Annotated in this window: 16 protein-coding genes and 1 pseudogene; 2 read left to right on the forward strand and 15 right to left on the reverse strand. The window is 59.2% G+C overall.

Annotated features, from left to right (window positions below):
* From BSG20_RS30205 to BSG20_RS30215, 3 genes and pseudogenes are all read right to left on the reverse strand, one after another.
* Positions 1–755 (reverse strand): annotated as a pseudogene (locus tag BSG20_RS30205) (two-component sensor histidine kinase); the annotation flags it as partial.
* Between the two features lie 232 nt (positions 756–987).
* A complete protein-coding gene (locus BSG20_RS30210; RefSeq protein ID WP_072381325.1) occupies positions 988–1,821 on the reverse strand; it encodes a formate/nitrite transporter family protein in 834 nt (277 codons plus the stop codon).
* A 225-nt stretch (positions 1,822–2,046) separates the two neighbouring features.
* The gene (locus tag BSG20_RS30215) at positions 2,047–4,341 is read right to left on the reverse strand and encodes an FdhF/YdeP family oxidoreductase (protein ID WP_072381324.1); all 2,295 of its coding nucleotides are present in this window, start codon (positions 4,339–4,341) and stop codon (positions 2,047–2,049) included.
* A 313-nt stretch (positions 4,342–4,654) separates the two neighbouring features.
* Between BSG20_RS30215 and BSG20_RS30220 the strand changes: the two genes are divergently transcribed.
* Positions 4,655–8,008, forward strand: a complete 3,354-nt coding sequence (locus BSG20_RS30220) for an ATP-binding protein (protein ID WP_072381322.1) — start codon at positions 4,655–4,657, stop codon at positions 8,006–8,008.
* A 143-nt stretch (positions 8,009–8,151) separates the two neighbouring features.
* Here the strand turns inward: BSG20_RS30220 and BSG20_RS30225 are convergent, their stop codons facing one another.
* The 3 genes from BSG20_RS30225 to BSG20_RS30235 form a co-directional block, all read right to left on the reverse strand.
* The gene (locus BSG20_RS30225) at positions 8,152–8,676 is read right to left on the reverse strand and encodes a nucleotidyl transferase AbiEii/AbiGii toxin family protein (RefSeq protein ID WP_244541475.1); all 525 of its coding nucleotides are present in this window, start codon (positions 8,674–8,676) and stop codon (positions 8,152–8,154) included.
* A complete protein-coding gene (locus tag BSG20_RS30230; RefSeq protein ID WP_072381320.1) occupies positions 8,676–9,017 on the reverse strand; it encodes a hypothetical protein in 342 nt (113 codons plus the stop codon). The genes BSG20_RS30225 and BSG20_RS30230 overlap by 1 nt, the downstream gene beginning before the upstream one ends.
* Positions 9,018–9,253: 236 nt before the next feature.
* A complete protein-coding gene (locus BSG20_RS30235; RefSeq protein WP_072381318.1) occupies positions 9,254–9,613 on the reverse strand; it encodes a hypothetical protein in 360 nt (119 codons plus the stop codon).
* Positions 9,614–11,023: 1,410 nt separating this feature from the next.
* Between BSG20_RS30235 and BSG20_RS30240 the strand changes: the two genes are divergently transcribed.
* Positions 11,024–13,309, forward strand: a complete 2,286-nt coding sequence (locus BSG20_RS30240) for a PBP1A family penicillin-binding protein (protein WP_072381316.1) — start codon at positions 11,024–11,026, stop codon at positions 13,307–13,309.
* Between the two features lie 376 nt (positions 13,310–13,685).
* Here BSG20_RS30240 and BSG20_RS30250 read toward each other — a convergent pair whose 3' ends face one another.
* From BSG20_RS30250 to BSG20_RS30290, 9 genes are all read right to left on the reverse strand, one after another.
* Positions 13,686–14,690, reverse strand: a complete 1,005-nt coding sequence (locus BSG20_RS30250) for an inorganic phosphate transporter (RefSeq protein WP_037125499.1) — start codon at positions 14,688–14,690, stop codon at positions 13,686–13,688.
* The gene (locus tag BSG20_RS30255; RefSeq protein WP_280142221.1) at positions 14,690–15,328 is read right to left on the reverse strand and encodes a DUF47 family protein; all 639 of its coding nucleotides are present in this window, start codon (positions 15,326–15,328) and stop codon (positions 14,690–14,692) included. Before BSG20_RS30255 ends, BSG20_RS30250 begins: the two co-directional genes overlap by 1 nt.
* A gap of 121 nt (positions 15,329–15,449) precedes the next feature.
* Positions 15,450–16,496: a sn-glycerol-3-phosphate import ATP-binding protein UgpC gene (locus BSG20_RS30260; protein WP_072381312.1), complete on the reverse strand. Its 1,047-nt coding sequence runs from the start codon at positions 16,494–16,496 to the stop codon at positions 15,450–15,452.
* Positions 16,497–17,345, reverse strand: a complete 849-nt coding sequence (gene ugpE, locus BSG20_RS30265) for a sn-glycerol-3-phosphate ABC transporter permease UgpE (RefSeq protein ID WP_072381310.1) — start codon at positions 17,343–17,345, stop codon at positions 16,497–16,499.
* Between the two features lie 9 nt (positions 17,346–17,354).
* Positions 17,355–18,236, reverse strand: coding sequence for a sn-glycerol-3-phosphate ABC transporter permease UgpA (ugpA, locus tag BSG20_RS30270; protein WP_072381308.1), 882 nt, complete (start codon positions 18,234–18,236; stop codon positions 17,355–17,357).
* A 69-nt stretch (positions 18,237–18,305) separates the two neighbouring features.
* On the reverse strand, positions 18,306–19,613 hold the full coding sequence (gene ugpB / locus BSG20_RS30275) for a sn-glycerol-3-phosphate ABC transporter substrate-binding protein UgpB (RefSeq protein ID WP_072381307.1): 1,308 nt from the start codon (positions 19,611–19,613) through the stop codon (positions 18,306–18,308).
* A gap of 154 nt (positions 19,614–19,767) precedes the next feature.
* Positions 19,768–20,568 (reverse strand): inositol monophosphatase family protein, encoded by an 801-nt coding sequence (locus BSG20_RS30280; protein WP_072381305.1) that lies wholly within the window; start codon positions 20,566–20,568, stop codon positions 19,768–19,770.
* A 31-nt stretch (positions 20,569–20,599) separates the two neighbouring features.
* A complete protein-coding gene (locus BSG20_RS30285) occupies positions 20,600–21,664 on the reverse strand; it encodes an ABC transporter ATP-binding protein (RefSeq protein ID WP_072381303.1) in 1,065 nt (354 codons plus the stop codon).
* Positions 21,661–23,901, reverse strand: a complete 2,241-nt coding sequence (locus BSG20_RS30290; RefSeq protein ID WP_072381329.1) for an ABC transporter permease — start codon at positions 23,899–23,901, stop codon at positions 21,661–21,663. The genes BSG20_RS30285 and BSG20_RS30290 overlap by 4 nt, the downstream gene beginning before the upstream one ends.
* Between the last annotated feature and the right edge of the window lie 73 nt (positions 23,902–23,974).

The following is a 23,974-nucleotide window of genomic DNA, read 5'->3' on the forward strand; positions in this document are numbered from 1 at the left end:
AGCACGAGCTTGTCTTCGCCATTGTCCGCTCGCGCCTCGGCCTTGTCTTCGAACACCCTTTCGCCGTCCATGATCGCCTGCAGCACGTCGAGGAATTTCTCTTGCCCGGGGATGACGGACCGGCGCAGGGTGCCGACCGCCGCCGCCTGAGGTCCCAGCAGCTCGCGTGCCGCTTCGTTCGCCGCGACCACTTCGATGAGACCGACGCAATGATCGACGACGGCCGGTTGGGTGCGCGCATGCGCCTTGATATCGGTGACGCCCTGCGCCCTGAGATCCATCAGATAGCGGCGCAGCTTCGAATAGTCTCGCTCCCAAAGGGCAACGCGGGTGCGGTCAAAAATCGAACGGTATCTGGCCTCGCTGTCCTTCAGCGCGGCGTTGATCGAAAGCAGCGCGAGGCGGGCACTCTCCGTCTTCAGGAGCAGCATGGTCGTGACGAACAACGCAGCAAGCGCCACGATCAGACGACTTGTCTCCTGAAGGTCTGCATCGTCGCCGTGCGTCATGGCGTAGGAAAGAAGCGTGAGGGCGGCACACACGGCAGCGATGACAAGCAGGCCGGTGCGCGTGGTTGCTTGGGCGGCCACAAGCATGGTGACGACATAGAGAACCGCGATGGCGCCCTCGATGTCCGTATAGGTATCAACGTAAAAGACTGCAGCTGCAAGCGCGGCGGCAATCAGGCCGAAAGTTAGATTGTGGCCTGATCCTTCTGCATCGCGAACGCGAAGAATTGTTGACGCTATAGACATTCTTGCCCCAGCCTAGTTTGCCGAGACCATATCTTCTTCCTGGCCCAGTCTAACCTATACATAGGTGTGGTCCCGCCAGAGGAGCGATCATATCGTTCAAGACGAGTCCTCGTCTTGGAGGATTGCATTGCCATCTAGCGTCGATGTCGAGTGCCGACCTTTTGCCGACGTCGTAGCGATGCCACCTGTCAATCAAGCACCTTTGATGTTGAGCGGGTCGGCCCATGGCGCCTCACTCCTGGTTCCGGTTGGCGGAGATCCTTGCGCGGACAGTCACGGGAGTGGGCAAAAAGGAAACGTGCCCGCTGGAGTGGAACTGCACCCAATAACCCAAAGCCATGAAGACCGAGCCGCCGATCAGATTGCCAAGGGTGACCCAAAGCAAATTGTGGATCGCACCGGCGAGGGTGATGTTTGCGGGATGATCGCCCATGAGCGCCATCGAGAAGGTGAACATGTTGGCAACGGAGTGCTCGTAACCGGCCGCGACAAAGATGGTGATCGGCCAGAAGATCAGCATGATCTTGGCGGCCGCATTATCGGTGCGACCCGCCATCCAGATCGCCAGGCAAACCAGCCAGTTACACAGGATACCACGGGCGAAGAGCTCGAGAGACCCCGCCGACATCTTGGCCGAAACGATCGAAAAGAATGTCTGGCTTCCATCGCCGAGAAGCACGCCGCCGCCTGCCATGTGGAACAGGCCGGCGAGGACAGCCGCGCCGATCAGGTTGCCAATCCACGCACTGCACCAGACGAGCAGCGTGTCCGAAATGCGCGCGCGCCGCGTCAACACGGCAAGTGGCATATACATCGCCGTCCCGGTGAAGAGCTCGGAGCCAGCGAACACGACGATCGTCAGCGCCGACGAGAAGACCACGCCCATGAGGAGATGCGACCAGGCGGGGTCGGCATGCGCACCCGCGGTGAACATGAGGATGTCGCCGAAACCGATATAGGCACCGGCCATCGCCGCGCCGACGAGGAAGGCGAAGAACTGGGTGCGAACAACAAGTGCCTTGTGTTCCCCGGACTCGGCGAAGTTGGTGATGGAATCCTGGTACATGATGAGATCCTCGCAGCTTGCCCGGATCAAACCGAGCGCCTCGGTGGCTGATGCCAGAAGGCTAGTCGCCCGCACAGCTGGGCTGAATCATACCTAGGTGTAGTTGGATGAGCCAAAGGTGCAGGCCGTGGCAAGCGTGACGACTGCAGGCGCAGGAAAAGAGGCGCGCCGACGACACTCTCCGGCATTAGCGATACCGAAAGAGTGATCGAAAACACTCGCGGGTCAGCCGTTGCTGGCAGCCACCATCACGGGCACGCCCTTGTAGGACGGCGTTCCCGAGACGCGGTCGTAATGGCGCAGAGACACAACGGCATTCATCTCCGGGTAGTAGCCGGCAACCGAACCCTTCGGGATATTGTATTCGACCGCCGTGAAACCCCGCACGAGATGCGTACCCTCGCCAGCCCCGACGAGCCCGCGAATGTCGATCCGGTCGCCGTCCTTGAGGCCGCGCCCTGCCAGGTCGTCCCTGTTCATGAAGATCACGTCGCGCCGTCCGAAGACACCGCGATAACGATCGTCGAGGCCGTAGACTGTCGTATTGTACTGGTCGTGACTGCGGATCGTGGTCAGGACCAAAGCGTCCGGGTTCTTGATCAAAGGATCCTCGTTCAGGCCAGGAGCGACAAGGAAATTCGCCTTGCCGTTTTGCGTATTCCATCGACGGAAGGAGGCGGCGACATCGAGCCGGAATCCGCCGCGCACGCGGACTCGCTTGTTGAACTCGTGGAAGTCGGGAAAGACCACTTCGATCTTCTCCCGGATCCGGTCATAGTCTGCCATCAGCTCGTCCCAGTTGATGCCGTAACGATCGCCCAGCGTCGCCTTGGCAATGTTGGCGATAATGGCGGGCTCGGACTTCAGGACATCACTGGGGGGCTTCAGAAAACCGCGAGAGGCATGAACCATCGACATCGAGTCTTCCACGGTTACGGCCTGCGGGCCTGACGCTTGCGTATCCAGATCGGTGCGGCCGAGGCACGGCAGGACCAGTGATACCTTTGCCGTCAGGAGATGCGACCGGTTCAGCTTGGTGGCGATGTGGACGGCCAGATCGAGCTTGCGCATGCCCTCCCAGGTGGCCTTAGGATCGGACATGGCGACCGCGAGATTGCCGCCAAGGCAGATGAGCGCCTTGGATTCACCGGCGATGATGGCCTCCACGGCCTCGATCGCATTGTGGCCCTTGTCCCCGGACGGCCGAAAGCCGAACGCCCGCTCCATTCCGTCGAGGAGTGCCTTGTTGGGGATTTCGGTGATCCCGACCGTCCGATCACCCTGAACGTTCGAATGACCACGGATCGGAGCAATACCAGCGCCTTGCCGTCCGATATTACCACGGAGCATCAGCAAATTGGCGATCTGCTGCACGTTGGCCGTGCCGTTGGCGTGCTGGGTGATTCCCATGCCGTAGCAGACGATCACATTCTTTGCCTTCACATAGACATCGGCGGCACTGTCGATTGCGTCTTTGGTAAGGCCGCTTACTGCGACGATCTGGTCCCAGCTCGCGGCTTCGACGTCCGCGCGCACGGCGTCGAGGCCCGCTGTATGCTCTTCAATGAAGGCGCGGTCGATCACGCCGGGACCGCCCGAGGCGATATTGGCGGCGTCCCGCTCGAACACCGCCTTCATCATGCCCTTGAGTGCTGCGAGGTCGCCGCCGGTGCGCAACTGGTGATAGGCCGAGGCGATCGGTGTCGACGACAACGTTACCATCTCGACGGGATCCTGCGGCGCGGCAAAGCGCTCGAGTGCGCGCTCCTTCAGCGGATTGAAAACGACGATCGGCACGCCGCGGCGCGACGCATTGTGCAGCGTCGTCATCATGCGCGGATGGTTGGTGCCGGGATTGTGACCGAAGCTGAAAATCGCGTCCGCGTAGTCGAAATCCTCCAGCGTCACGGTGCCCTTGCCGACGCCGATCGACTTCGGAAGCCCGACACTGGTCGCCTCGTGACACATGTTGGAACAATCGGGAAAGTTGTTTGTGCCGTAGGCGCGGACGAAGAGCTGATAGAGGAAGGCCGCTTCGTTGGAGGCGCGGCCGGAAGTATAGAACTCTGCCCTGTTGGGGTCATCGAGCTTGTTCAGTTCGTCACCGATCAGCTTGAAGGCAGCGTCCCACCCGATCGGCTCGTAGCGATCGGTTTCGCTGTTATAGCGCAGCGGCATTGTCAGCCGCCCCGCATCTTCCAGCTCATGGTCCGTCCAGTTCCAAAGCTCGGAGACCGTGTGGCTTTCGAAAAGTTCCGGTCCCGAGCGCTTGGCAGTGGATTCCCAGGTGATCGCCTTGGCGCCATTTTCGCAGAACTCGAATGACGAGGTGTGTTTGGGGTCCGGCCATGCGCAACCGGGGCAATCGAACCCCTCCGGCTGGTTGGCTTTCAGCAGCGTCATGGCGCCCTGGGCAACGACCCGCTGATGGGCCAGCGTCTTGGCGACCGCCTTGAGCGCGCCCCAGCCGCCCGCCGGCTGATCATACTGTTCGATACCCTCTGGGCGCTGATCCTTCATGTCGAAACTCCTTCGATCCGTGCGGCGACCTGGATGCCGCAGACGATTGGCATATCGGTCTAGAGGCTAGCAACCGGCGCGGGTCTTGCACACTATACAGAGGCATAGGGCGTTGCAGACCGTTCACCCGGTATGCGCACATGCGAATCGCATTCCACGGCTATCTAGCACTCGATATCGCTCACGAGTGGTTTTGGTGACGAGAGCAATGTCTGCGGATGGCGTTGCCGCTGTTCACTCCCATGGGATCCAATGCCGCGTTTAACGGGGGCGCGATAGCCATGGTATACTTGCCTACGGGGAGGTAGTGGTTATGTCGGACATTGCCTCTTGGCTTTCCCGCCTCGGACTAGCCAAGTACACAGAGGCGTTCACCGCCAACGAAGTCGATTTCGATACGCTTCGCCATCTCAGTGACGAAGACTTGAAGGACTTGGGTTTACCCGTCGGCCCGCGTCGCAAGATTCTGGCGGCGATCGCCACACTGGTCCACGACACGTCGCCGACGAGCTTCCCGTCCTCTCCAGCACTAGCGCCGGCGGCCCGCGAAGCCGAGCGTCGGCAGTTGACCGTGGTGTTCATCGACCTCGTGGGCTCGACCGCGCTGTCACAGCAGCTCGACCCCGAGGAAATGCGCGACGTTTTCCGCTCCTACCAAAGTGCGGCGTCGACGGAAATTACTCGATACGAGGGTTATGTTGCCAAGCTCATGGGCGATGGCGTGCTTGCCTATTTCGGTTGGCCAATCGCGCACGAGGACGACGCAGAGCGGGCGGTGCGGGCCAGCCTGGCGGCAGCGACGGCGACTGCGAGCCTGACTACCCCACTCGGAAAACCCCTTGCGGCCCGCATTGGCATTGCTACTGGTCTGGTCGTGGTCGGCGACTTGATTGGCGAAGGATCGGCTCAGGAAGAGGCTGTCGTTGGGGAAACACCCAATCTCGCTGCACGCTTGCAAACCCTGGCCGAGCCGAGCACCGTCGTCATAGGTGACGGTACACATCGGCTGGTCGACGGGTTGTTTGAGATGATTGATCTCGGTCCCCAGCAGCTTAAGGGCTTCGCAGCTCCGGTCCCGGCCTGGCGCATCATCGGCGAGACCGATACGGAAGGACGTTTTGATGCACTGCATCGCGCCGCCACGCCGCTGGTGGGGCGATCCGAGGAACTCGAGCTTCTGCTTCGACGCTGGCAGAAGGCTCGCACAGGAAACGGCCAGGTGGTGATGCTGTCGGGGGAACCCGGCATTGGCAAGTCGCGCCTGACTGCCGCGTTGGAAGAGCGGTTGAGCGCGGAGCCGCATGCACTGTTGCGCTACTTCTGTTCCCCCTACCACGTCAACAGCGCGCTCTATCCCGTGATCAGGCAGCTTGCGCGCGCTGCCCGACTTGGAAGGAGCGACAGCGCGAGCGCGAAGCTCGACAAGCTCCAGGCGCTGATGCTCCAGTCGACCCCGGACATAACCGAAGCGGGTCCGCTTTTGGCGGCTTTACTGTCTATCGGCGTCACTGGCCGCTATGCGCCGCTGACGCTGACGCCGCAGGCGCAGAAGGCGCGCACGCTGTGGGTGCTCATCCGACAGCTCGAAGGGATCGCGGCACGCCAGCCCATCGTGATGGTCGTCGAGGACGCGCATTGGATCGACCCGACGACGCGCGATTGGCTCGACATGGTCATCGAACGCCTGCAAAAGCTGCCGGCGCTTCTTGTTGTCACGTTTCGGCCGGAGTTCCGATGGCCTTGGTTGGCGTCGCCACATGTTACGGCGATCTCGCTTGGCCGTATTGGGCACGACGAGGGAGCAGCAATCGTAGACCGGGTCGCCGGCGGCAGGATCCTGCCTTTGGACGTCAAGAACCAGATTTTGGCCAGGACGGAGGGCGTGCCGCTGTTTGTCGAGGAACTGACCAAGACTGTCCTTGAGTCCGGCCTCCTTGTCGATGCCGGCGATCGCTATCGATTGAAGGGTCCATTGTCATCGCTGGCGATTCCATCGACTCTGCAGGATTCACTGATGGCCCGCCTCGACCGGCTCGCCTCGGTCAAGAACATGGCGCAGATCGGCGCGTGCATCGGTCGCGTCTTTCACCATCGGCTGCTGGCGGCAGTCGCCGGATGCGATGCCGCCAGGCTCAGGGATGATCTTCACAATCTCGAAAAATCCGAGCTCGTCCTGCGGAATGGCGTCGCCCCCGAGGCCACCTACGCCTTCAAGCACGCACTGGTGCAGGATGCCGCCTATCAGTGCCTGCTCAAGAGCCGACGGCATCAAATCCACGCGAAGATCGCGTCGACGCTGCAGCGGCAGTTTCCAGAAGTCGCCGAGACGGAGCCCGAGACGCTCGCGCACCACTACACGGCCGCCGACCTTCCCGATCAGGCTGGAGAGTACTGGCTGAAGGCGGGACAGCAGGCGCTGACACGATCGGCGAACATCGAAGCCTTGGGCCACCTCGGCAAGGGGTTGGAGGTGGTCGCGTCATTGCCCAGCACGGAGACCCGCTTGAAGCGTGAAGTCCATTTACAGAATGCCATGGGCGTGGCCGCAATGGCTGTCAAAGGCTGGGGCGCTCCGGATGTTCTGCACGCCTTCTCATCGGCACGCAAGCTTTGCGAGAGGCTGGGCGACAGCAATGAGCTCTTTGTGGCGGTTCGGGGCGAAGCCTCATACCAACTGATATCCGGTCATCTGCGCGAGGCAGATGATCTCGGTCGCCAATGTTTGCAGATCGCCCAGTCCGCGAACGATTTGGACCTCCTCCTCGAGGCGCATCATCAGTTGTGGGCGAGCAAATTCTTCCTCGGGGATTATCCGGCGGCCGAGAAGCACGCAAGCTGGGGAATGGCGACCTACGACCCGGACCGGGATCATCGCCTGACCTATATCTATACGGGTCACGACCCTGGTGTCTGTTGCAGGAACTACTCTGCGCAGATGCTCTGGATTCGGGGTTTCCCCGACCAGGCTCTGGAGCGCGGACGAGAGGCGCTGGCGCTGTCCAAGCGGGTATCCCATTCCGTCAGTATGGCCACCGCGCTGAATGACCTAGCGAATGTCTATCTCGCACGCCGCGAACCCGAAGCAGCTCTCGAGCTGGCGCGGCAGCAGCTTGAGACAGCCACCAAGTTCGACTTGCGGCTCATGGCGGGGAAGGCCCGGTTCAAGATTGGCTGGGCGCTCGCCCAGCTAGGGGAACTGGCGGGCAGTGTCCGGGAAATGCGCGATGCGCTCGAAGCCACAGCCGCGACCGGCGCAGAAGCGGGTATGCACTATGACCTTTGTATCCTCGCGCAGACGTACGGCGAGCTCGGCGATCCAAACGAGGGATTGACCATACTCATGAAGGCGTTCGACCTCGCGGCTGAATCCGGCACGAAGCACATGGTGTCTGAGTTGCTGCGCACCAAGGGCGAACTCCTGTCGCGCCTGGACCCACACGACGGTGTTGCTGAGCAATGGTTTCAAAAGTCGCTAGGAATGGCTCGCGCTGATGGTACGAAATCCACGGAGTTGAGAGCAGCAACAAGCCTCGCTCGCTTCTACGTCGACCAGGGCCGGGGCAAAGAGGGTCGAAAGCTTCTCACCCCCATCTACGCCTGGTTTACCGAAGGCTTCGAGACGGGAGACCTTGTCGATGCCAGGGCGCTGCTTGACCGCATGCGGTAGGCGCAGTCGCCTGGATGTCGGCGGAAGTCGAGGCATACAACAAGGGCGCGGGCGGCGGGCAGGTTTCGGTGTCAAATTGTTGCTCGTTGGAGAGTGAACGGGATGCGCTACTGGCGGCGCAAAAGGATAGCGCGATGGCAACGTTAACCCCTGCTGCGGCACTGCTGTGCGGCATCAAAGTGAGGTGGTTTGCCCGCCGCGGCCATAATTACTGGCCCTAGCGGACACATGTGGGTGTCGATCATAAGCAAATCGACGTAGTCTCGTGCCTTCGTCCGCGTCGAGGCGGCCAGCACCTTGTTCACTGCAAGGTCTACCCGATGCAGACGTGCGCCCCATTCCTCGTCCCTGACGAGCGGAAAAAAGCGAGTTCGAGTTTCACTCATCCACTGGACGATAGTGTGTTCTCCACCACGCACGACACTTGCTTCGACGCAGCCGTAGATGTTGATCTCGACAGAGACAATGAAGCCATCAGCCCTTAGTTTCTCGATGTCGGCATCCGCAGCAGATCCGATTTCCTCGTCCGTATCATGGAAGATATCGATGTCATCAGACATTCGTGGCCAATCCATATTCAAGACCAAGCCGCCAGCAATGTAGCTGGTGTCAGACCTGTTCCCGGCGATGGACAACATGATATCCTTTTGGATCGGCGTCAGTGCCATCAGCGTGCATCTCTGAGTTCAAAGGCCATTTTGCGTCCCATCGCATAAGCTCGCGCATCACCGCGTTCCATGAGAGCGTTGGCGACAACGCGCGCCTTCTGCGGCAGATCGTCCAACTTGTCGATATCTATGTTGTCGAACACCCTCAACCCATATCGCTCAGCCGCCATCCTGATGAATTCCGCGAGGCGATCCTTTTCGACCCGATGCTTGGCGCGAAATTCTGCGGCAACCCTCACGATCTCATCTCGACGTGCTCTTGGCACCAGAACTTCTACCCTCACGAGATCGGCAGCTCCTCCGGTCTCCCTATATCGTTTGATGCGCTCTTTGGCGGACATGGGCCGTTGCTCCTGTGTATGGGCAATATAGGCGTATCCGGGATACTGGTCAAGTTTCTGTATTTATTCGATGAGATGCGAATTATTGTGGCAGATTCCGTTGAGCCAAAAACAACGTGAGGCGATGAGAGATTGTCGGCGATACCCCTCAGTTGGCGCAAGAAAATGACCGAGTAAAGCTTCTGTCGGTCGGCAGAGATGGCCCAGAGCTTAGCGCTCCGGGCCATTTGACATCTTCAGCGAATGAAGAACGTGATGCTGCCGTCGGCGGCCTGCTGGGCGTTCACAACGTCATCGACCTTGATGTCTTTGGCCGCGAGCTTTTCGACAAGCCGCTTGTTTTCCCTGATGGAAGCCTGGATGTTCTTCACGCCGTCTTCGGAGCGCGGAATAGCCGTATCCTGTGCATCCGGCTGATCCTTCTGATTCTGGTAATCGTTCAGATACTTGACGTCGAAGGCCTTGTTAAAGGTCGTCAGAGTCTTTTCGATTTGAGGACCACCGTTCATGACGACGCTGTCTTCGGCGTAGCTTGCGCCGGCGAAAGCGAACGAAGAGATGATGGCGGCCATGGTAAAGTTCGTAACGCGGTTCATTATTCGTTCCTCAGGGGCTGTTCGCTACTTCATCGAGTAGCGGTTGTTTTCAAATCGAGGTGTCTACCCCGGTCGGCCACCTCATCAGAGGCGACACGGGAAACTTAAGTTTCCACGCAATCGGGAGAAATTATACTGAGGTCTTCCACACCCTGGACTTTGGTGTGTGGGAGCTTGCGGCATAGCCGCAAGCCGACGGCAGCAATTCGACTGCTAGCCGAAGGTGAAGGCGTAAGCATGTACCGTCTCAACCAGGCACTGCCTATGCGCGCCTGTCGACCTTATCCGCCGGCGGGTTTGTCGTAAGGCAACTCTATATTAGGAGATTCTTAACTTCGGTGGCGCAGTCTGCTCATGTCGCAGATGTAATCGGTCGCGACAGGCAACATCGACTATATGTGAATTCGGTCCGTCTCTTCGGAGGCGGATCTTTTTCTTTGAGACGAGCCCTCGAAAGCTCAAGGAGGGGCGTCGCGGGAGCCGGCACCAGCAGCGGCGCTTGAAACGTTGGCGAATTAGTTGCACAAACCGCCCCCGATCCACCCAGCAAAAGCCCGGCGGGAGGGAATCGGCGCCGGGCCTTTGAACGGACCTGCAAAAAGGGCGATGCTGGTCCCACAGCGCGTATGTGAAGCACTGCATTCCAAAAAACTAACACGTGGTGCAAATGTTCCAGACCGCGGTCAATAATTTAGCGGAGGCGGTGGCGTCGGCGGATGTCACCCATAGTTCCGGCGGCACGTTGGCGGGCAACGTCACCGAAAGAGGATTTAGACGTTCATATCCGTTCGAGGCGAGAGAGCATCCCGAACCGCTTCTCCACGTCGCCACGTCGACTACTGGATGCGTGATTCGCGCAGCGCATGAGTGATCTCGCTGCGAGCAGCGCCGTTAACTGCTCCATGGCATGGCACGTCTGGTGCATCGGGTCTGCGCATCCTGATCGCTTCAAGCATCTTGAGGATCGCCTGTTCATGCGATTGGTTGACATGGGTCGTCAGCCGGACCCATCATCGGCGCTTGAGACAAAGATTTACGAAGTCGCTAGTCACGGTAATAGCCGGATCCGTTGCCACGCTCGTAGGGGAGCTAGTGCGCATTGCCGCTCCATCCTTCCACGGATCAGCAGCGGCTCTCCCGCCCTGGTCATCCCTCCGGTCGGTGAGGCAAACTACCCGCCCGCCCCCCGCGGCTATCCTTTTTGCTCTTGTCACCGGCCATGATATTCTCCTTCCCACAGTATGACCGTGGCGCGGTACCCGCGAGCGTAACGCGTGACTCGGGAGAAAATTGCCACACCGACCCGCATCATTAACAATGTGTCAGCGACAACTGTTGACGTCCGGGAAACCACCGGGGCTACTTTTCTCTGCTTCACGAACGTGGTGAGGGTGATCAAAGGGAACACGCATGGAGGACACCACAACCGCATCGGGCGGCAGTCCCGAGAGCGAAGGGCCCGGCGACCCCCTGTCCAACGGGAAGCCACATGCCGGGTTCGATCGTGCGGCGTTCGCGCGGACGGGAAGAGCGCTTGCCGAACTCGGCCAGGCACTGCGGGACGACTTGGCTGCCGCGTCGCGTCTGGCGGCCAAAAAGCTCCGAGCACTCGGCAGTGGGGCCATGTCGCGGCTACGGGACATAGATTTTCAAACCGCGAAGATTAGAGCCGCCGAGACGGCGGCCCGCTTTGTGGCAGTTTGGTCGCGGGTGTGGCTTTGGCGTTTGCGCTCGACTGATCAGCGAGCTGTCGGAGAGAAGCGGTCCCGCCGGCGGACGTTTGTGCTTCGGACCGTTGCGACAGCAGGTGTCGCATGTCTTGTGCTCGTCGCCGTCCTCTTTTCTTGGGCGCTAAACGACGTGCCATGGGAGGAAATCGCGGATGGCTCGCTCAAGCCGGTGGTGTTGCTAGAAACGGCGGATGGCAAACCGCTGGTACGACAGGGGCCGATCCAGGGACCCTTTGCGGCGAGAGAAGAATTTCCCCGCTATCTCATCGATGCGGTGCTCACCCGTGAGGATCGGCGATTTTACGAACATTCAGGCATCGATCTGAAAGGCATTCTTCGCGCTCTGTTTAGGAACATCCGCGCCGGCGAGGTCGTCCAGGGCGGCAGCACAATCACGCAGCAACTTATAAAAATTCTCTATCTCGAGCAGGACCGTACCTGGAAGCGGAAAATCCAGGAGGCGGTGATCGCATTCTGGCTGGAAAAGAAGCTAGGCAAGGACGAAATTCTTACGCGGTATCTCAACAACATCTATCTCGGCGCGGGTGCAACCGGCGTTCCGGCGGCGGCCCGCATCTATTTCGACAAGGAGGTGCGCGACCTAAATCTCGGTGAATCTGCGATGCTTGTAGGCATCATCAGAGCGCCATCACAGCTCAATCCAATCAGCAATCCAGAGGGCGCTCGTCGACAGGCAAGCCTCGTGCTCGACGCGATGGTCAAGCGCGGCAAGACCACCGCCGAGCAGGCAAAGGTTGCGACTGCAGAATTTGCTAAACTTCATCCGGTCAAGCCCGCGGCAAGGTCGGGAGGTTGGTTTTCGGACTGGGTGATGCAGGAGGCACGCGAGCTTGCCGGCCCTTATCGAGGCACGATAAAAATCAGAACCACGATGGTGCCGCGGCTGCAGGCAATTGCCGAAAAGGTCGTGGCCGAAGCGCTTAAACAGGAAGGTGCGGCAGCGAGCGCATCGCAGGCTGCCTTGGTTGCAATGACGCCTGAAGGGCGCGTGGTCGCCATGGTTGGTGGGCGCGACTACGCAAAGAGTCCGTTCAATCGCGCGACGACAGCGATGCGGCAGCCCGGCTCGGCCTTCAAGCTGTTCGTCTACTATGCCGCGCTGAAGGCGGGCCTCACGCCTGGCGACTGGGTCGAGGATGCCCCGATTGAGCTTAACGGATGGTCTCCCGAAAACTACGGCGGAGGCTATCGCGGACGCGTTACCATTGCGGAGGCATTCGCACGGTCGTTGAACGCCGCGACCGTGGCGCTTGCAATGGAGATCGGGATCGATCAAGTTGTTGCTGCGGCGCGGGAATTAGGAATTGACGCAAAGCTGGCGGAGACACCGAGCTTGGCGCTCGGCTCCTCGGAAGTAAACCTGCTCGACCTTACCGGCGCCTATGCATCGATTAGAGCAGGCATTGCCCCGGTGGAGCCGTGGGGGGTCGTCTCCTTTCATGCCGACGGCCAGCCGCACGCCTTCCGCGTCGGGTCGCCCAAGCGGCCCTCAGCAGATCTTCGCCATTTTCAGCCGGACATGATTGGCCTGCTGAGGCTGGTTGTCGAACGAGGGACGGGTCGCGAAGCTGATTTCGGAGCCTTTGCGGCGGGAAAGACCGGGACCAGCCAGAACCATCGCGACGCCTGGTTTGTCGGCTTCACGGAGTCACTGGTGGTGGGAGTGTGGGTCGGCAATGACGACGAGACGCCGATGAACGAGGTGACGGGTGGCAAGATGCCTGCCAGGATCTGGCGGAATTTTATGCGCGCCGCCGCTGCCGTGCATGACGGCAGTGCGCGCTACAGCGAGCCCGACGTCACTGCGGAAAGTTCCTCGGCCGATAGCGGGCAAGCATCGGTCACCTGCAATTTTCGAGACTGCGCGGGTGCTTATCGCTCGTTCCGCCCCGCCGACTGTACGTTTCAACCCTACCGTGGGCCGCGCCGGCTGTGTGAGAAATAAGGTCGAACTTGCAGGGGGCGGGCACCGTGAAGTGGTGCTGGCCGATATTCCCTACATCATCCCGTACCGTGTCAGTCGAGACATCGAGATTATCACCGTCATGCACGCTCAGCGGCGGCCGTCGGGAATCTCGTCGTCACGATGGATTCAGAAGTCACCCGGAAGAATGGTTGGCAGCACACACCTAGTGCTTCCGCAGGCCGGCAGAAATCCGTCTGAGCAGCAAAGCCCGGCGCGAAGGGAATCGGCGCCGGACTTTTGAACGGACCTGCAATTGTCCCTGCCTAGTCTTACAACCGCTCGACGGTCGCATGGTCATCACGGTGCCGTCGGAGCCAGAGTGTCGAAACTCGTTTTGCCTTATCCGAGACGTTCGTCACCCAATCCTGTTCACGATTTGATAGGTCAGTGCCGCAATGGCTGCAGCAGCGGGGAGAGTTATCACCCACGCGACGACGATGTTGCCCGCCAATCCCCACCGTACCGCGGAAAGGCGCCGTGCGGCGCCGACGCCGATGATGGCACCTGTGATCGTATGGGTCGTCGAGACGGGGATACCGAGCCATGTCGCGGCAAACAACGTCAGCGCGCCACCTGTCTCCGCGCAGAAGCCCTGCATCGGATTGAGCCGTGTGATCTTGGAGCCCATCGTATGGACGATCCGCCAGCCGCCGAACAATGTTCCGAGCGCCATAGCGGACTGGCAGGACAGGACGACCCAGAAAGGCACGTGGAACTCCCCTCCGCCATAGCCCTGGGAGTAGAGAAGCACGGCAATGATCCCCATTGTCTTCTGCGCGTCGTTACCACCGTGGCCCAGTGAATAAAGGGAAGCGGAGACAAACTGCAGGACGCGAAATGTGCTGTCGACCACAAAGGGGGTTTGCCGGACGAATATCCACGTCACACACAGGACAAGGAAAAGCGCCAGCACGAAGCCCAGAAGCGGAGATAGCACAATAGCGCCGGCCGTTTTCAACAACCCCGACCATACAATGGCGCTCGTACCGGTTTTGGCCAACCCGGCACCGACAAGGCCGCCGACCAGCGCGTGCGAGGAACTCGATGGTATGCCAAACATCCAGGTGACGATATTCCAGACGATGGCGCCCATCAGCGCGGCGAAGATGACTTGCGGCGTGACGATACCTGGATCGATGATGCCGGTGCCCAGTGTTTCTGCCACATGCAGCCCGAAGAACAGGAAGGCGATGAAATTGAAGAAGGCGGCCCACAATACTGCATATTGCGGCCGCAAGACCCGGGTCGAGACGATCGTGGCAATCGAGTTGGCGGCATCGTGCAGTCCATTCAAAAAATCGAAAAACAACGCGACCGCGATAAGGCCCGCAAGAAGCGGGAATGCGAGGGTGGCCTCCATCAGACGTTCTCGATCACGATGCCGTTGATTTCATTGGCGACGTCTTCGAAGCGGTCGACGACCTTCTCCAGCTCGCCATAGATCTCGCTGCCGATAATGTAGGCCATCGGGTTTGTCGCGCCGTGGCGGCGATACAGATCCTTCAGGCCTAGGTCGTGCAGTTCGTCGGAACGACCTTCAACCTTCACCACCTCTTCGGTCAGGACGCCGAGGCGCTGCGCGTTGGCGGCCATTCGATCCAAAAGGGGAATTGCTTCGGCCACGAGCTTGGCGGCCTGGACAATGACACCACCCATCTCCTGCATGCCGGGATCGAAACTCGTCTGTTCGAAAAGCCGGATCGTCTTGACCGTCTTGTGCATCATGTCGATGGCGTCGTCCATCGACATGATGAGATCCTTGATATCTCCCCGGTCGAATGGCGTTATGAAACTTCTCCGGACTGCGAGCAGTACATCGCGCGTAATGTCGTCGGCCTCGTCTTCGAGCGCGATGATGCGTTGACAATGCTGTTCCGTATCCTTGCCGGAAAGCAAGGCGTTCAGCGCTTCTGCCGCCCCGACCGTTGTGCGTGAATGCCTCGCAAAGAGATCAAAGAACCGATCTTCTCTCGGCATCAGTTTACGAAACCATTTCAATGTAGGCGCTCCCAATGTCAGCTGTCATAAATCCGTCATAAAAGACCGCGCACGACATGAAAAGGTGACATGCCTTCGAAACGACGTCCTCCAACAGGTTAGCAACCGGGATTCGAACCGCCTATCGCAGCTGCCTTCGGTTACCGTCGGCATCGAAGACATGTAGCGCCTCGGTGGAAGCGGCAATGACCAGTTCGCTGTCGATCGCAATTTGAGAGCGTCCAGAAACGCGAAAGACAACGGTTTGGCCGTCCGGTAGGGCGCTATAGACATAGCTTTCCGCACCGACCAGTTCCACCGCTTGCACACGCACTTTCGCGCTGAAGGCTGCAGCGCCTCCCTCTTTCGCCAGATGGAGGTCTTCGGGCCGGATTCCGATGGTGGCGCCGTCGTCGACAGAGCCGAGGCCGTTCGAAAGAACAAGGCCGTCCGTGACCTTCAGGAGATTCATCGACGGCGAGCCGATGAAGGTCGCAACGAAGGTCGTCGCCGGCCGCTCATAGAGTTCGATGGGTGTTCCGACTTGCTCGATCCGGCCGGCGTTTAACACAACAAGCCTGTCGGCCAAGGTCATCGCCTCCATCTGGTCGTGCGTGACGTAGACGCTGGTCGTCGCGAGCGACCGTTGCAGACGTTTAATCTCGACGCGCATTTGAACGCGCAGTTTCGCATCGAGGTTGGACAGCGGTTCATCAAACAGGAACGCCGCAGGCTCACGCACGATCGCCCGGCCCATGGCGACACGCTGGCGTTGACCACCCGAGAGCTGGCGGGGTTTTCTTTCCAAGAACGTTTCTATCTCCAGGGCTTTTGCCGCCTTGTGGATGCGGCCTTCGATCTCAGCCTTCGGCATATTGCGGTTCTTAAGTCCGTAGGCCAGGTTTTGCCTCACAGTCATGTGCGGGTAGAGCGCATAGTTCTGAAATACCATGGCGATATCGCGTTCGGAGGGCTCGAGGTCGTTGACTTTGCGGTTGCCAATGACGATCTCGCCCGACGTAACGCTCTCCAGGCCAGCGATCATGCGTAGGAGGGTTGATTTTCCGCAGCCGGAAGGCCCGACGAGAACGACAAGCTCACCGTCATCAATTTCAAGAGAGACACCTTTTATCGCAACGATCGATCTACCGTAGATTTTGCCGACGTCCTTGAGAATGATTCCAGCCATTTATTTTTCTGTCTCCACAAGACCTTTGACAAACCAGCGCTGCATCAGCACCACGACGAGTACCGGCGGAATGATGGCAAGGATTGCCGTCACCATCACCAGGTTCCAGGGCGTCGATGCGTCTGCGAAATCAACCATTTTTCTGAGGCCGATGATGATCGTCGACATCTTTGCGTCGTTGGTGACAAGCAGCGGCCATAGATATTGTGTCCATCCATAGATGAACAGGATCACGAACAGCGCGGCGATGTTGGTGGTCGAAAGCGGAAGCAGGATATCACGCATGAAACGGAACGGTCCCGCATTGTCGATCCGGGCCGCTTCCAAGAGCTCCTCTGGAATGGTCAGGAAGAATTGGCGAAACAGAAAGGTCGCTGTCGCCGACGCCATCAACGGCAAGGTCAGTCCCGCATAGGTATCGATCATGCCGAGATCGACGATCACCTTGTAGGTTGGCAGGATGCGGACCTCCACAGGCAGCATCAGCGTGATAAAGATCATCCAGAAAAACATCACGCGAAGCGGGAAGCGGAAGAACACGATCGCATAGGCTGACAGGAAGGAAATCGCGATCTTGCCCGCGGCGATGACGACTGAAACGACGATGGTATTCAAAAGCATGCGTTCGAGACTGACCCCGGCCACCCGTTCGATGCCGCCAGATAGCGCCTCGCCATAGTTTTCCAGAAAGTGTCCGCTCGGCAGCAACGAGATCGGCGGCTGGAGGATTGCAGCCGACGTCATCGTCGAAGCGATGAACGTATAGTAGATCGGAAAGGCGACGATGATGACGCCGATGGTCAGCATCAGATGGCCGACGAGATTGGCGACGGGACGTTTCTCGATCATGGACGGACCTCACGCATAGTGGACCCGTCGTTCGACGAAACGGAACTGGAACGCCGTCAGGCCGATTACGATCACCATCAGGATAACCGACTGGGCTGCCGAGGAGCCGAGGTTGAGATTTACGAAACCGTCGTTGTAGACCTTGTAAACCAATGTCTCGGTGGCCTTTGCCGGACCGCCCTTCGTTACCGAGTCAATGATGCCAAACGTGTCGAAGAAGGCATAGACCGTGTTCACGACAAGCAGGAAGAAAGTCGTCGGCGCCAAAAGGGGAAAGACAATCGTCCAGAAGCGCCGACTACCGCGCGAGCCGTCGATCGCCGCAGCCTCCAGCAGCGATTTTGGGATCGCCTGAAGGCCTGCGACAAAGAATAGGAAATTGTAACTGATCTGCTTCCAGGCTGCTGCGACGATGACGAGCGAAAGCGCTTGTCCGCCGTTCAGCAACGGATCCCAAGGCACACCGTTTCGGCGCAGAATATAGGCAAACGTGCCCATCGCCGGGTTGAACATGAAAAGCCAGAGCATGCCAGCGACGGCGGGCGCAACCGCGTAGGGCCATATCAACAGCGTCCGGTAGAACGACTGTCCGCGCACGACTTTGTCGGCCGCCGCTGCGAGCGCGAGGGCGACGATCATCGAAAGGGCCGCCGTGGACACGCTGAATATGACCGTGACCCTCAACGCGTTCAGGTAGCTTGGGTCAGAAAGAACCTGTCTGAAATTCGCCAATCCGACGAAGCCGCTCTTCAGCCCGAAGGGATCTTCGCGCTGTGTCGATTGATAAAGCGCCTGGCTCGCCGGCCAGAAGAAAAAGACCATCGTCAGGATGATTTGCGGAGCGACGAGGAAATAGGGGAGAATCTTGTTCGGAAAGACGACACGCTGCACAGCGATCTCCTTGGGACCGGTAGGGGTGCCCGCGGCCCTGAGGACCGCAGGCCAAATTGCATCAACACGTCAATTGATGGCCTCCTGAATGGCGGCATTGCCGCGCTGAACGGCCTTGTCGAGCGCGGTCTTGGCGTCCTGCTGTCCGGCGAGCATTGCCTCGAACTCCTCATTCATGATGTCGCGCACCTGCGGTAGGTTGACGAGACGTACGCCCTTGGAATTGGCAGTCGGGGCCTTGCCCATCATCTGCAGGATTGGCGTTTCCCGGCCGGGGTTCTTGTCATAGAAACCGGACTTCTTTGTCTCCTCATAGGCAGCCATCGTCACCGGCAGATAGCCAGACACCTGATGCTGCCGTGCCTGGATCTGGGTCTGTGACAGGAAATGGAAAAATTCGGCTATGCCTTTGTATTCATTATCTGTCTTTCCTGCAAATACCCAGAGGCTGGCGCCGCCGGGGATCGTGTTCTGTGGCCGGCCTTCGCCTTCGTAATAGGGCAGTTGACCGATGCCGTAGTTCATGCCGCGCTTGACGATGTCGCCGAGCCCGCCGGACGATTCCGTCAGTATGCCGCATTCTCCAGAGGTGAAGAGCTGCTTGGCTTCCGAGGTTCGTCCGCCATACCGGAAGGTGCCGTCCTTGGCGAGATCAGCAATCGCCTGGAAATGCTCGACGAAAAGTGGTGAGTTGAATTCCAGTTTGACATCGGCGCCAGCAAGGCCGTTTTCATTGGTGCCGTAGGCGACATTGTTCCAGGCGGCGAAATTCTCTGTCTGGATCCAGGTGAGCCAAGTGGACGTAAGGCCACAGGGGGACGCGCTGCTCGACTTGATCTTCTTGGCCGCCTCGAAGACTTCCGGCCAGGTCTTTGGCGGGTTTTCGGGATCAAGCCCAGCCTTCTTGAAAGTGTCCTTGTTATAATAAAGGATCGGCGAAGAGGAGTTATAGGGGAACGACAGCATCGTGCCGTCTGGCCTCGAATAATAAGCGACGATGCCCGGCAGATATTGCGATTTGTCGAACGTGTAGCCGCCCTTTTTCAGCACATCGGCTGCAGGCATGATCGCGCCTTCGGCACCCATCATCACGCCGCTTCCGGCGTCAAAGACCTGCAGGATCGCCGGTGCCTGCTTGGCGCGGAAGGCGGCTATACCGGCGTTCAGAGCTTCGGGGTAGGTGCCCTTGAACACCGGAACGACCTTGTAGTCCTTTTGGCTGTCGTTGAATTCCTTGGCCAGTTTCTCGACGACTTCGTTGTTGGCGCCAGCCATGGCATGCCACCATTGGAGCTCGGTCACTGCAAACGCGTGCGACGTGCCACCGAGTGAAATTGCAGCCGCGACAACGCAGCCGAACGTAAGGCGATTAGTCATTCATTCCTCCCATTTGGTTTTCTCATTAACCAGATTGGCAGATCCTCCTCGATCCACCGATCCGGCCCACGCATCCAGCTGATCCGTCGACCAGTTTGCAAACGCGTTCACGTAAACTAGTGCTGACTCTGACGCTGTCCAGTTGCTCAGGAGTCTATAAGCCAGCTATCTTTTTGAGATCATCGATCGCGCCAGGAGCGGCGGCCAGAACAACGGCTCCCTTCGTCAATTTGTCACCGTCGGTTGGAAAGGGGTGGTAAAAGCCTCCGGCCTCTTTCACGAGGCAGTAGCCGGCCATGCAGTCCCAAGCGTGCATGTGGGGCTCGTAATAGCCAACGAGGCGACCGGCAGCGACATAGGCGAGCATCAGGGCTCCGGAACCGTTTCGGATGAAGTTTCCTCCTGCCTCCAACAGATTTTCGACCATCTTGGCGACGAATGCGGGTTTGACATAATTGTTGGCACCGATGCCCGTCACCGCGTTGCGGATGTTGCGGGCATCGTTCAGCACCAGCGTCTTGCCATTCAGCGTCGCCCCCATGCCAAGGGCGGCGGCATAGAGTTCTTTGTGGCACGGTGCGGATATGACGCCGACAACCGGTACGCCTTGGTGCAACAGCCCGATCGAAACACACCAATTTGGCATGCCGTTGACGAAGGGGCTCGTTCCGTCAATCGGATCGATAACCCAGGTGAATTCCGAAGTGCCGGTCTCCAGGCCGTACTCTTCACCGAGGATGCCATCGTTGGGATAAACCTGACGGACCCGGCTGCGGATGAGATTTTCGACCTCCCGGTCAGCGATCGACACCACGTCCTGCAGGTCCCGCTTGGTTTCGACCACCAGCGTCTCGCGGCGGTTGAAATAATCGAGCGCGAGTGCCCCTGCCACACGCGCGATCTCTTCTGCCCGTACGAGACGGGCTTTAAGGTCAGCGCCACCATGATCTGCCATGCGAGTTCCTTTTTGTGAATTGGCGCGTGCTCTAGCCACCGATGATCGCGATGCCCCGCTCCTTGAAGCCGATGGCAACATCGGTCAAAGGCGCGAATGGCGTCTCGACAACGGCATCGACAACAAAGAGCGTGCCACTGGTTGTTTTGACCTCATATTCAACGTGATCGCCGAGATATGCGGCATGGGTGATCTGACCATTGAACGGACTTGTCGATTGACGAGGCGCCAAGGTTATCGCATTGGGGCGGATCGCCAATTGTGCCGATCCCACCCGAACATTGCGGCCGGGCACCCGATGCTCAAGGCCCTCGACATTGATCGTGGCATTGTCTCCTTCGATGCCGACAACATCGCAGGACACGACGTTTGCTTCGCCCATGAAATCCGCAATGAAGGCGGAGGCCGGTGCGTCATAAAGCTCGCGCGGCGCACCCTGCTGGGCTATCTGGCCTTCCTTCATGATGATGATGCGGTCCGAGACCGCGAGGGCTTCGTCCTGATCATGTGTGACATAAACCGCTGTGAAACCGAGACGCTGCTGCAACTCGCGGATCTCTGTGCGGACACGGCGGCGCAGACGGGCGTCGAGATTGGACAGCGGTTCGTCAAGAAGCAACACCTGCGGGCCGAGCACGAGTGCGCGCGCGACCGCAACGCGTTGCTGCTGTCCGCCCGACAGCTCTGCCGGAAGCCGCGATCCCATGCCTGCGAGGCCGACAAGCGTCAGTCCATCTTCCGCCCGTTCACGGGCCTCTTTGCGTTTCACCCCCGAAGATTCCAGCCCGTAGGTGACGTTGTCCAACGCCGTCATATGCGGAAAGAGCGCATAGGATTGAAACACCATCGACACGTCCCGCTCGTTGGCGGGCAACATTGTGACATCCTTGCCACCGATGAGGATCCTGCCCGCGGATGGATGCTCAAGCCCGGCAAGCATGCGAAGCGTCGTGGTTTTGCCGCAGCCTGATGGACCAAGTAGTGTCACGAGCGTGCCTGGCTCGATCGTCAGCGACAGGTCAGGCACCGCAACGAACGCCCCAAATGTCTTGCGCACATTTTCGAACACAACGGAGCCTGGGGAAGTCATGTTCATGCGGTTTTCTCCTGACGGATGGGCGCGGAAGCAATTGCGGCGGGCGCTGCGATCTCAACGCGGTTCTCGCGCCGCAGCCGCCGTTCGCCGACGAAAAGCTGGAACACCAAAATGACGACGACCATCACGACTATCAGGGCCGAAGCATAGGCGATTGCGATCCCGTATTCGCCATTTTCGACAAGCCCGACGATATAGGCGGTCGACATGTTGTATTGGGCGCTGACCAGGAAAATGACGGCGCTGATTGAGGTGATGGCGCGCACGAATGAATAGACCAACGCTGCCGTGATCGCTGGGCGCAGCAACGGCAGGATGATTTTCCGGATCGTCCTGAAGCTGTCGGCGCGAAGGGTCAAAGAGGCTTCGTCGAGGCTCTTGTCGAGCTGGCTCATCGCAGCGACGCCCCCGCGCACGCCAACGGGCATATTGCGAAAGACGAAGCAGGCAACGAGGATCAGCGCCGTGCCGGTCATTTCCAACGGTGGCAGGTTAAAGGCCATGATGTAGCTGATGCCGATAACCGTACCGGGTATGGCAAAACTCATCATCAGAGCAAATTCAAAAAGATTGCGTCCGACGAATTTCTGGCGAACGATCAGATAGGCCGTCAGCAGGCCGACGGCCGCCGTCAGCGGAGCGGAGATCAAGGCGATTTCCATTGTCGTCCAGAACGAGTTCCAGGCAACGCCGGTCCAGGCAAGACCACCGTCATCGCGCCAGCCAATCGAAAAAGCGCTAATGTAGTGCTCGATCGTCAGCGTATTGTCCAAGCCCCAGGTCCGGACAAAGCCGCCAAAAAGGATCATCGCATAGACGACGATGGTGAAGATCATCCAGGGAATGACGACTGCATGAACCGCGATCGCGAGTCCGCGCGGCAGGGCAATATGAGCGCCGGAGTCGCCTTTGCCGGTGACGGTTGCGAAGCTCTTTCCGGATAGCCAGAACCTCTGGGCGATGAAGGCAGACATGGTGAAGAGCAGCAGGATCATCGCAAGCACGGCTGCTCGCGATGGGTCGTTCTGCGACCCGACGACAGCAAAGAAGATTTCGGTCGACAAGACCCCATGGCTCCCTCCAAGCACCATCGGATTGCCGAAGTCCGCCATGCTTTCGATGAATGCGATGAGAAAGGCATTTGCCAGGCCAGGCTTCATCAAAGGCAGGGACACACGCCAGAACGTGCGCCAGCGATTGGCTCTGAGCGTTTGCGACGCCTCCTCCATCGATGGGCTGACGCCTTCAACAACACCGATCAGGACGAGGAAAGAAATCGGCGTGAAAGAAAGCACCTGGGCGATCCAGATGCCGGTCAGTCCATATAGCCAGCGACCCGGTTCGGTTCCGAGGATCGAAGCGACGGTTTGCGTAACGACACCGGCACGGCCGAACAACAGCGTCAGGGCCAGGCCGACAACGAATGGAGGAGTGATGATCGGCAGGATCGTCAGGAGCCGAAGCCCCTTCTTGAAGGGAAAACGCGTCCGAGTGGCGACCAGCGCAAAGCATAGTCCCAAGAGCGTCGCGCCGCTGGCCGTCAGAATGGCGAGCCACAGGGTCCGCCAAGCGACACCGCAGCGATCACCTCCCACCACACAGTCTAAGCTCCATATGGAGGAGTCTTGAATGTTGCTGACGAAGCCATCCGGGTTGAATGAGCCGTCAAACGATTGAAAAGCCCCGACGAACATGCTGCCGACTGGGTAGAACACGAAGATCGTGACCAGGACAATCAAGATGCTGATGGCGCCGACCACGAAGGCGTCGCCTTTCATGACACCACGGTCTGCCAGACCGAAGGAGAACATGAGGACAAAGACGACACCGGTAAGGACAGCACCTGCGCCCATCGAAGGCTGACCGTCCGCGAGTGCGCCGAATAGGGTCTCGCTGATCGTCCAACTCCAACCGGAAAAATTGATCGCAAGACCTTGCAGCGCCAAAAGAAAGACCCCAAGCCCGCCTGCCCACACAAGCAACGCGCCACGACGCAAGGCGTTGGGAAGCAAGCGCGCAAAGCCACCGAGCACAAGAAGCGCGACGAGGATCGCGAGCCACCAGCGGCCATGTTGAGCGATCTGTAATATTGCGGGTGCCGAAGCAGGATCGCCCGGAAAACTGGATAGCCAGCCAAGACCGAACAAGCCGCCTTCAATCCGATACCAAGGCAATAGGATCAGGGCGGCAATGCCTACGAGAAGGGCGATATCCAGCCGGCGATTGCTGTGGGTCATGGTCGGATCCGCATTCCATTGGGCGTCATCGAATTGACGCAAGCCGGAAGAGTTTCTCCTCCGGCCATGCGTT

It is taken from the genome of Rhizobium tibeticum (assembly GCF_900110205.1).
In the GTDB taxonomy this organism is placed as follows: Bacteria; Pseudomonadota; Alphaproteobacteria; order Rhizobiales; family Rhizobiaceae; genus Rhizobium; species Rhizobium tibeticum.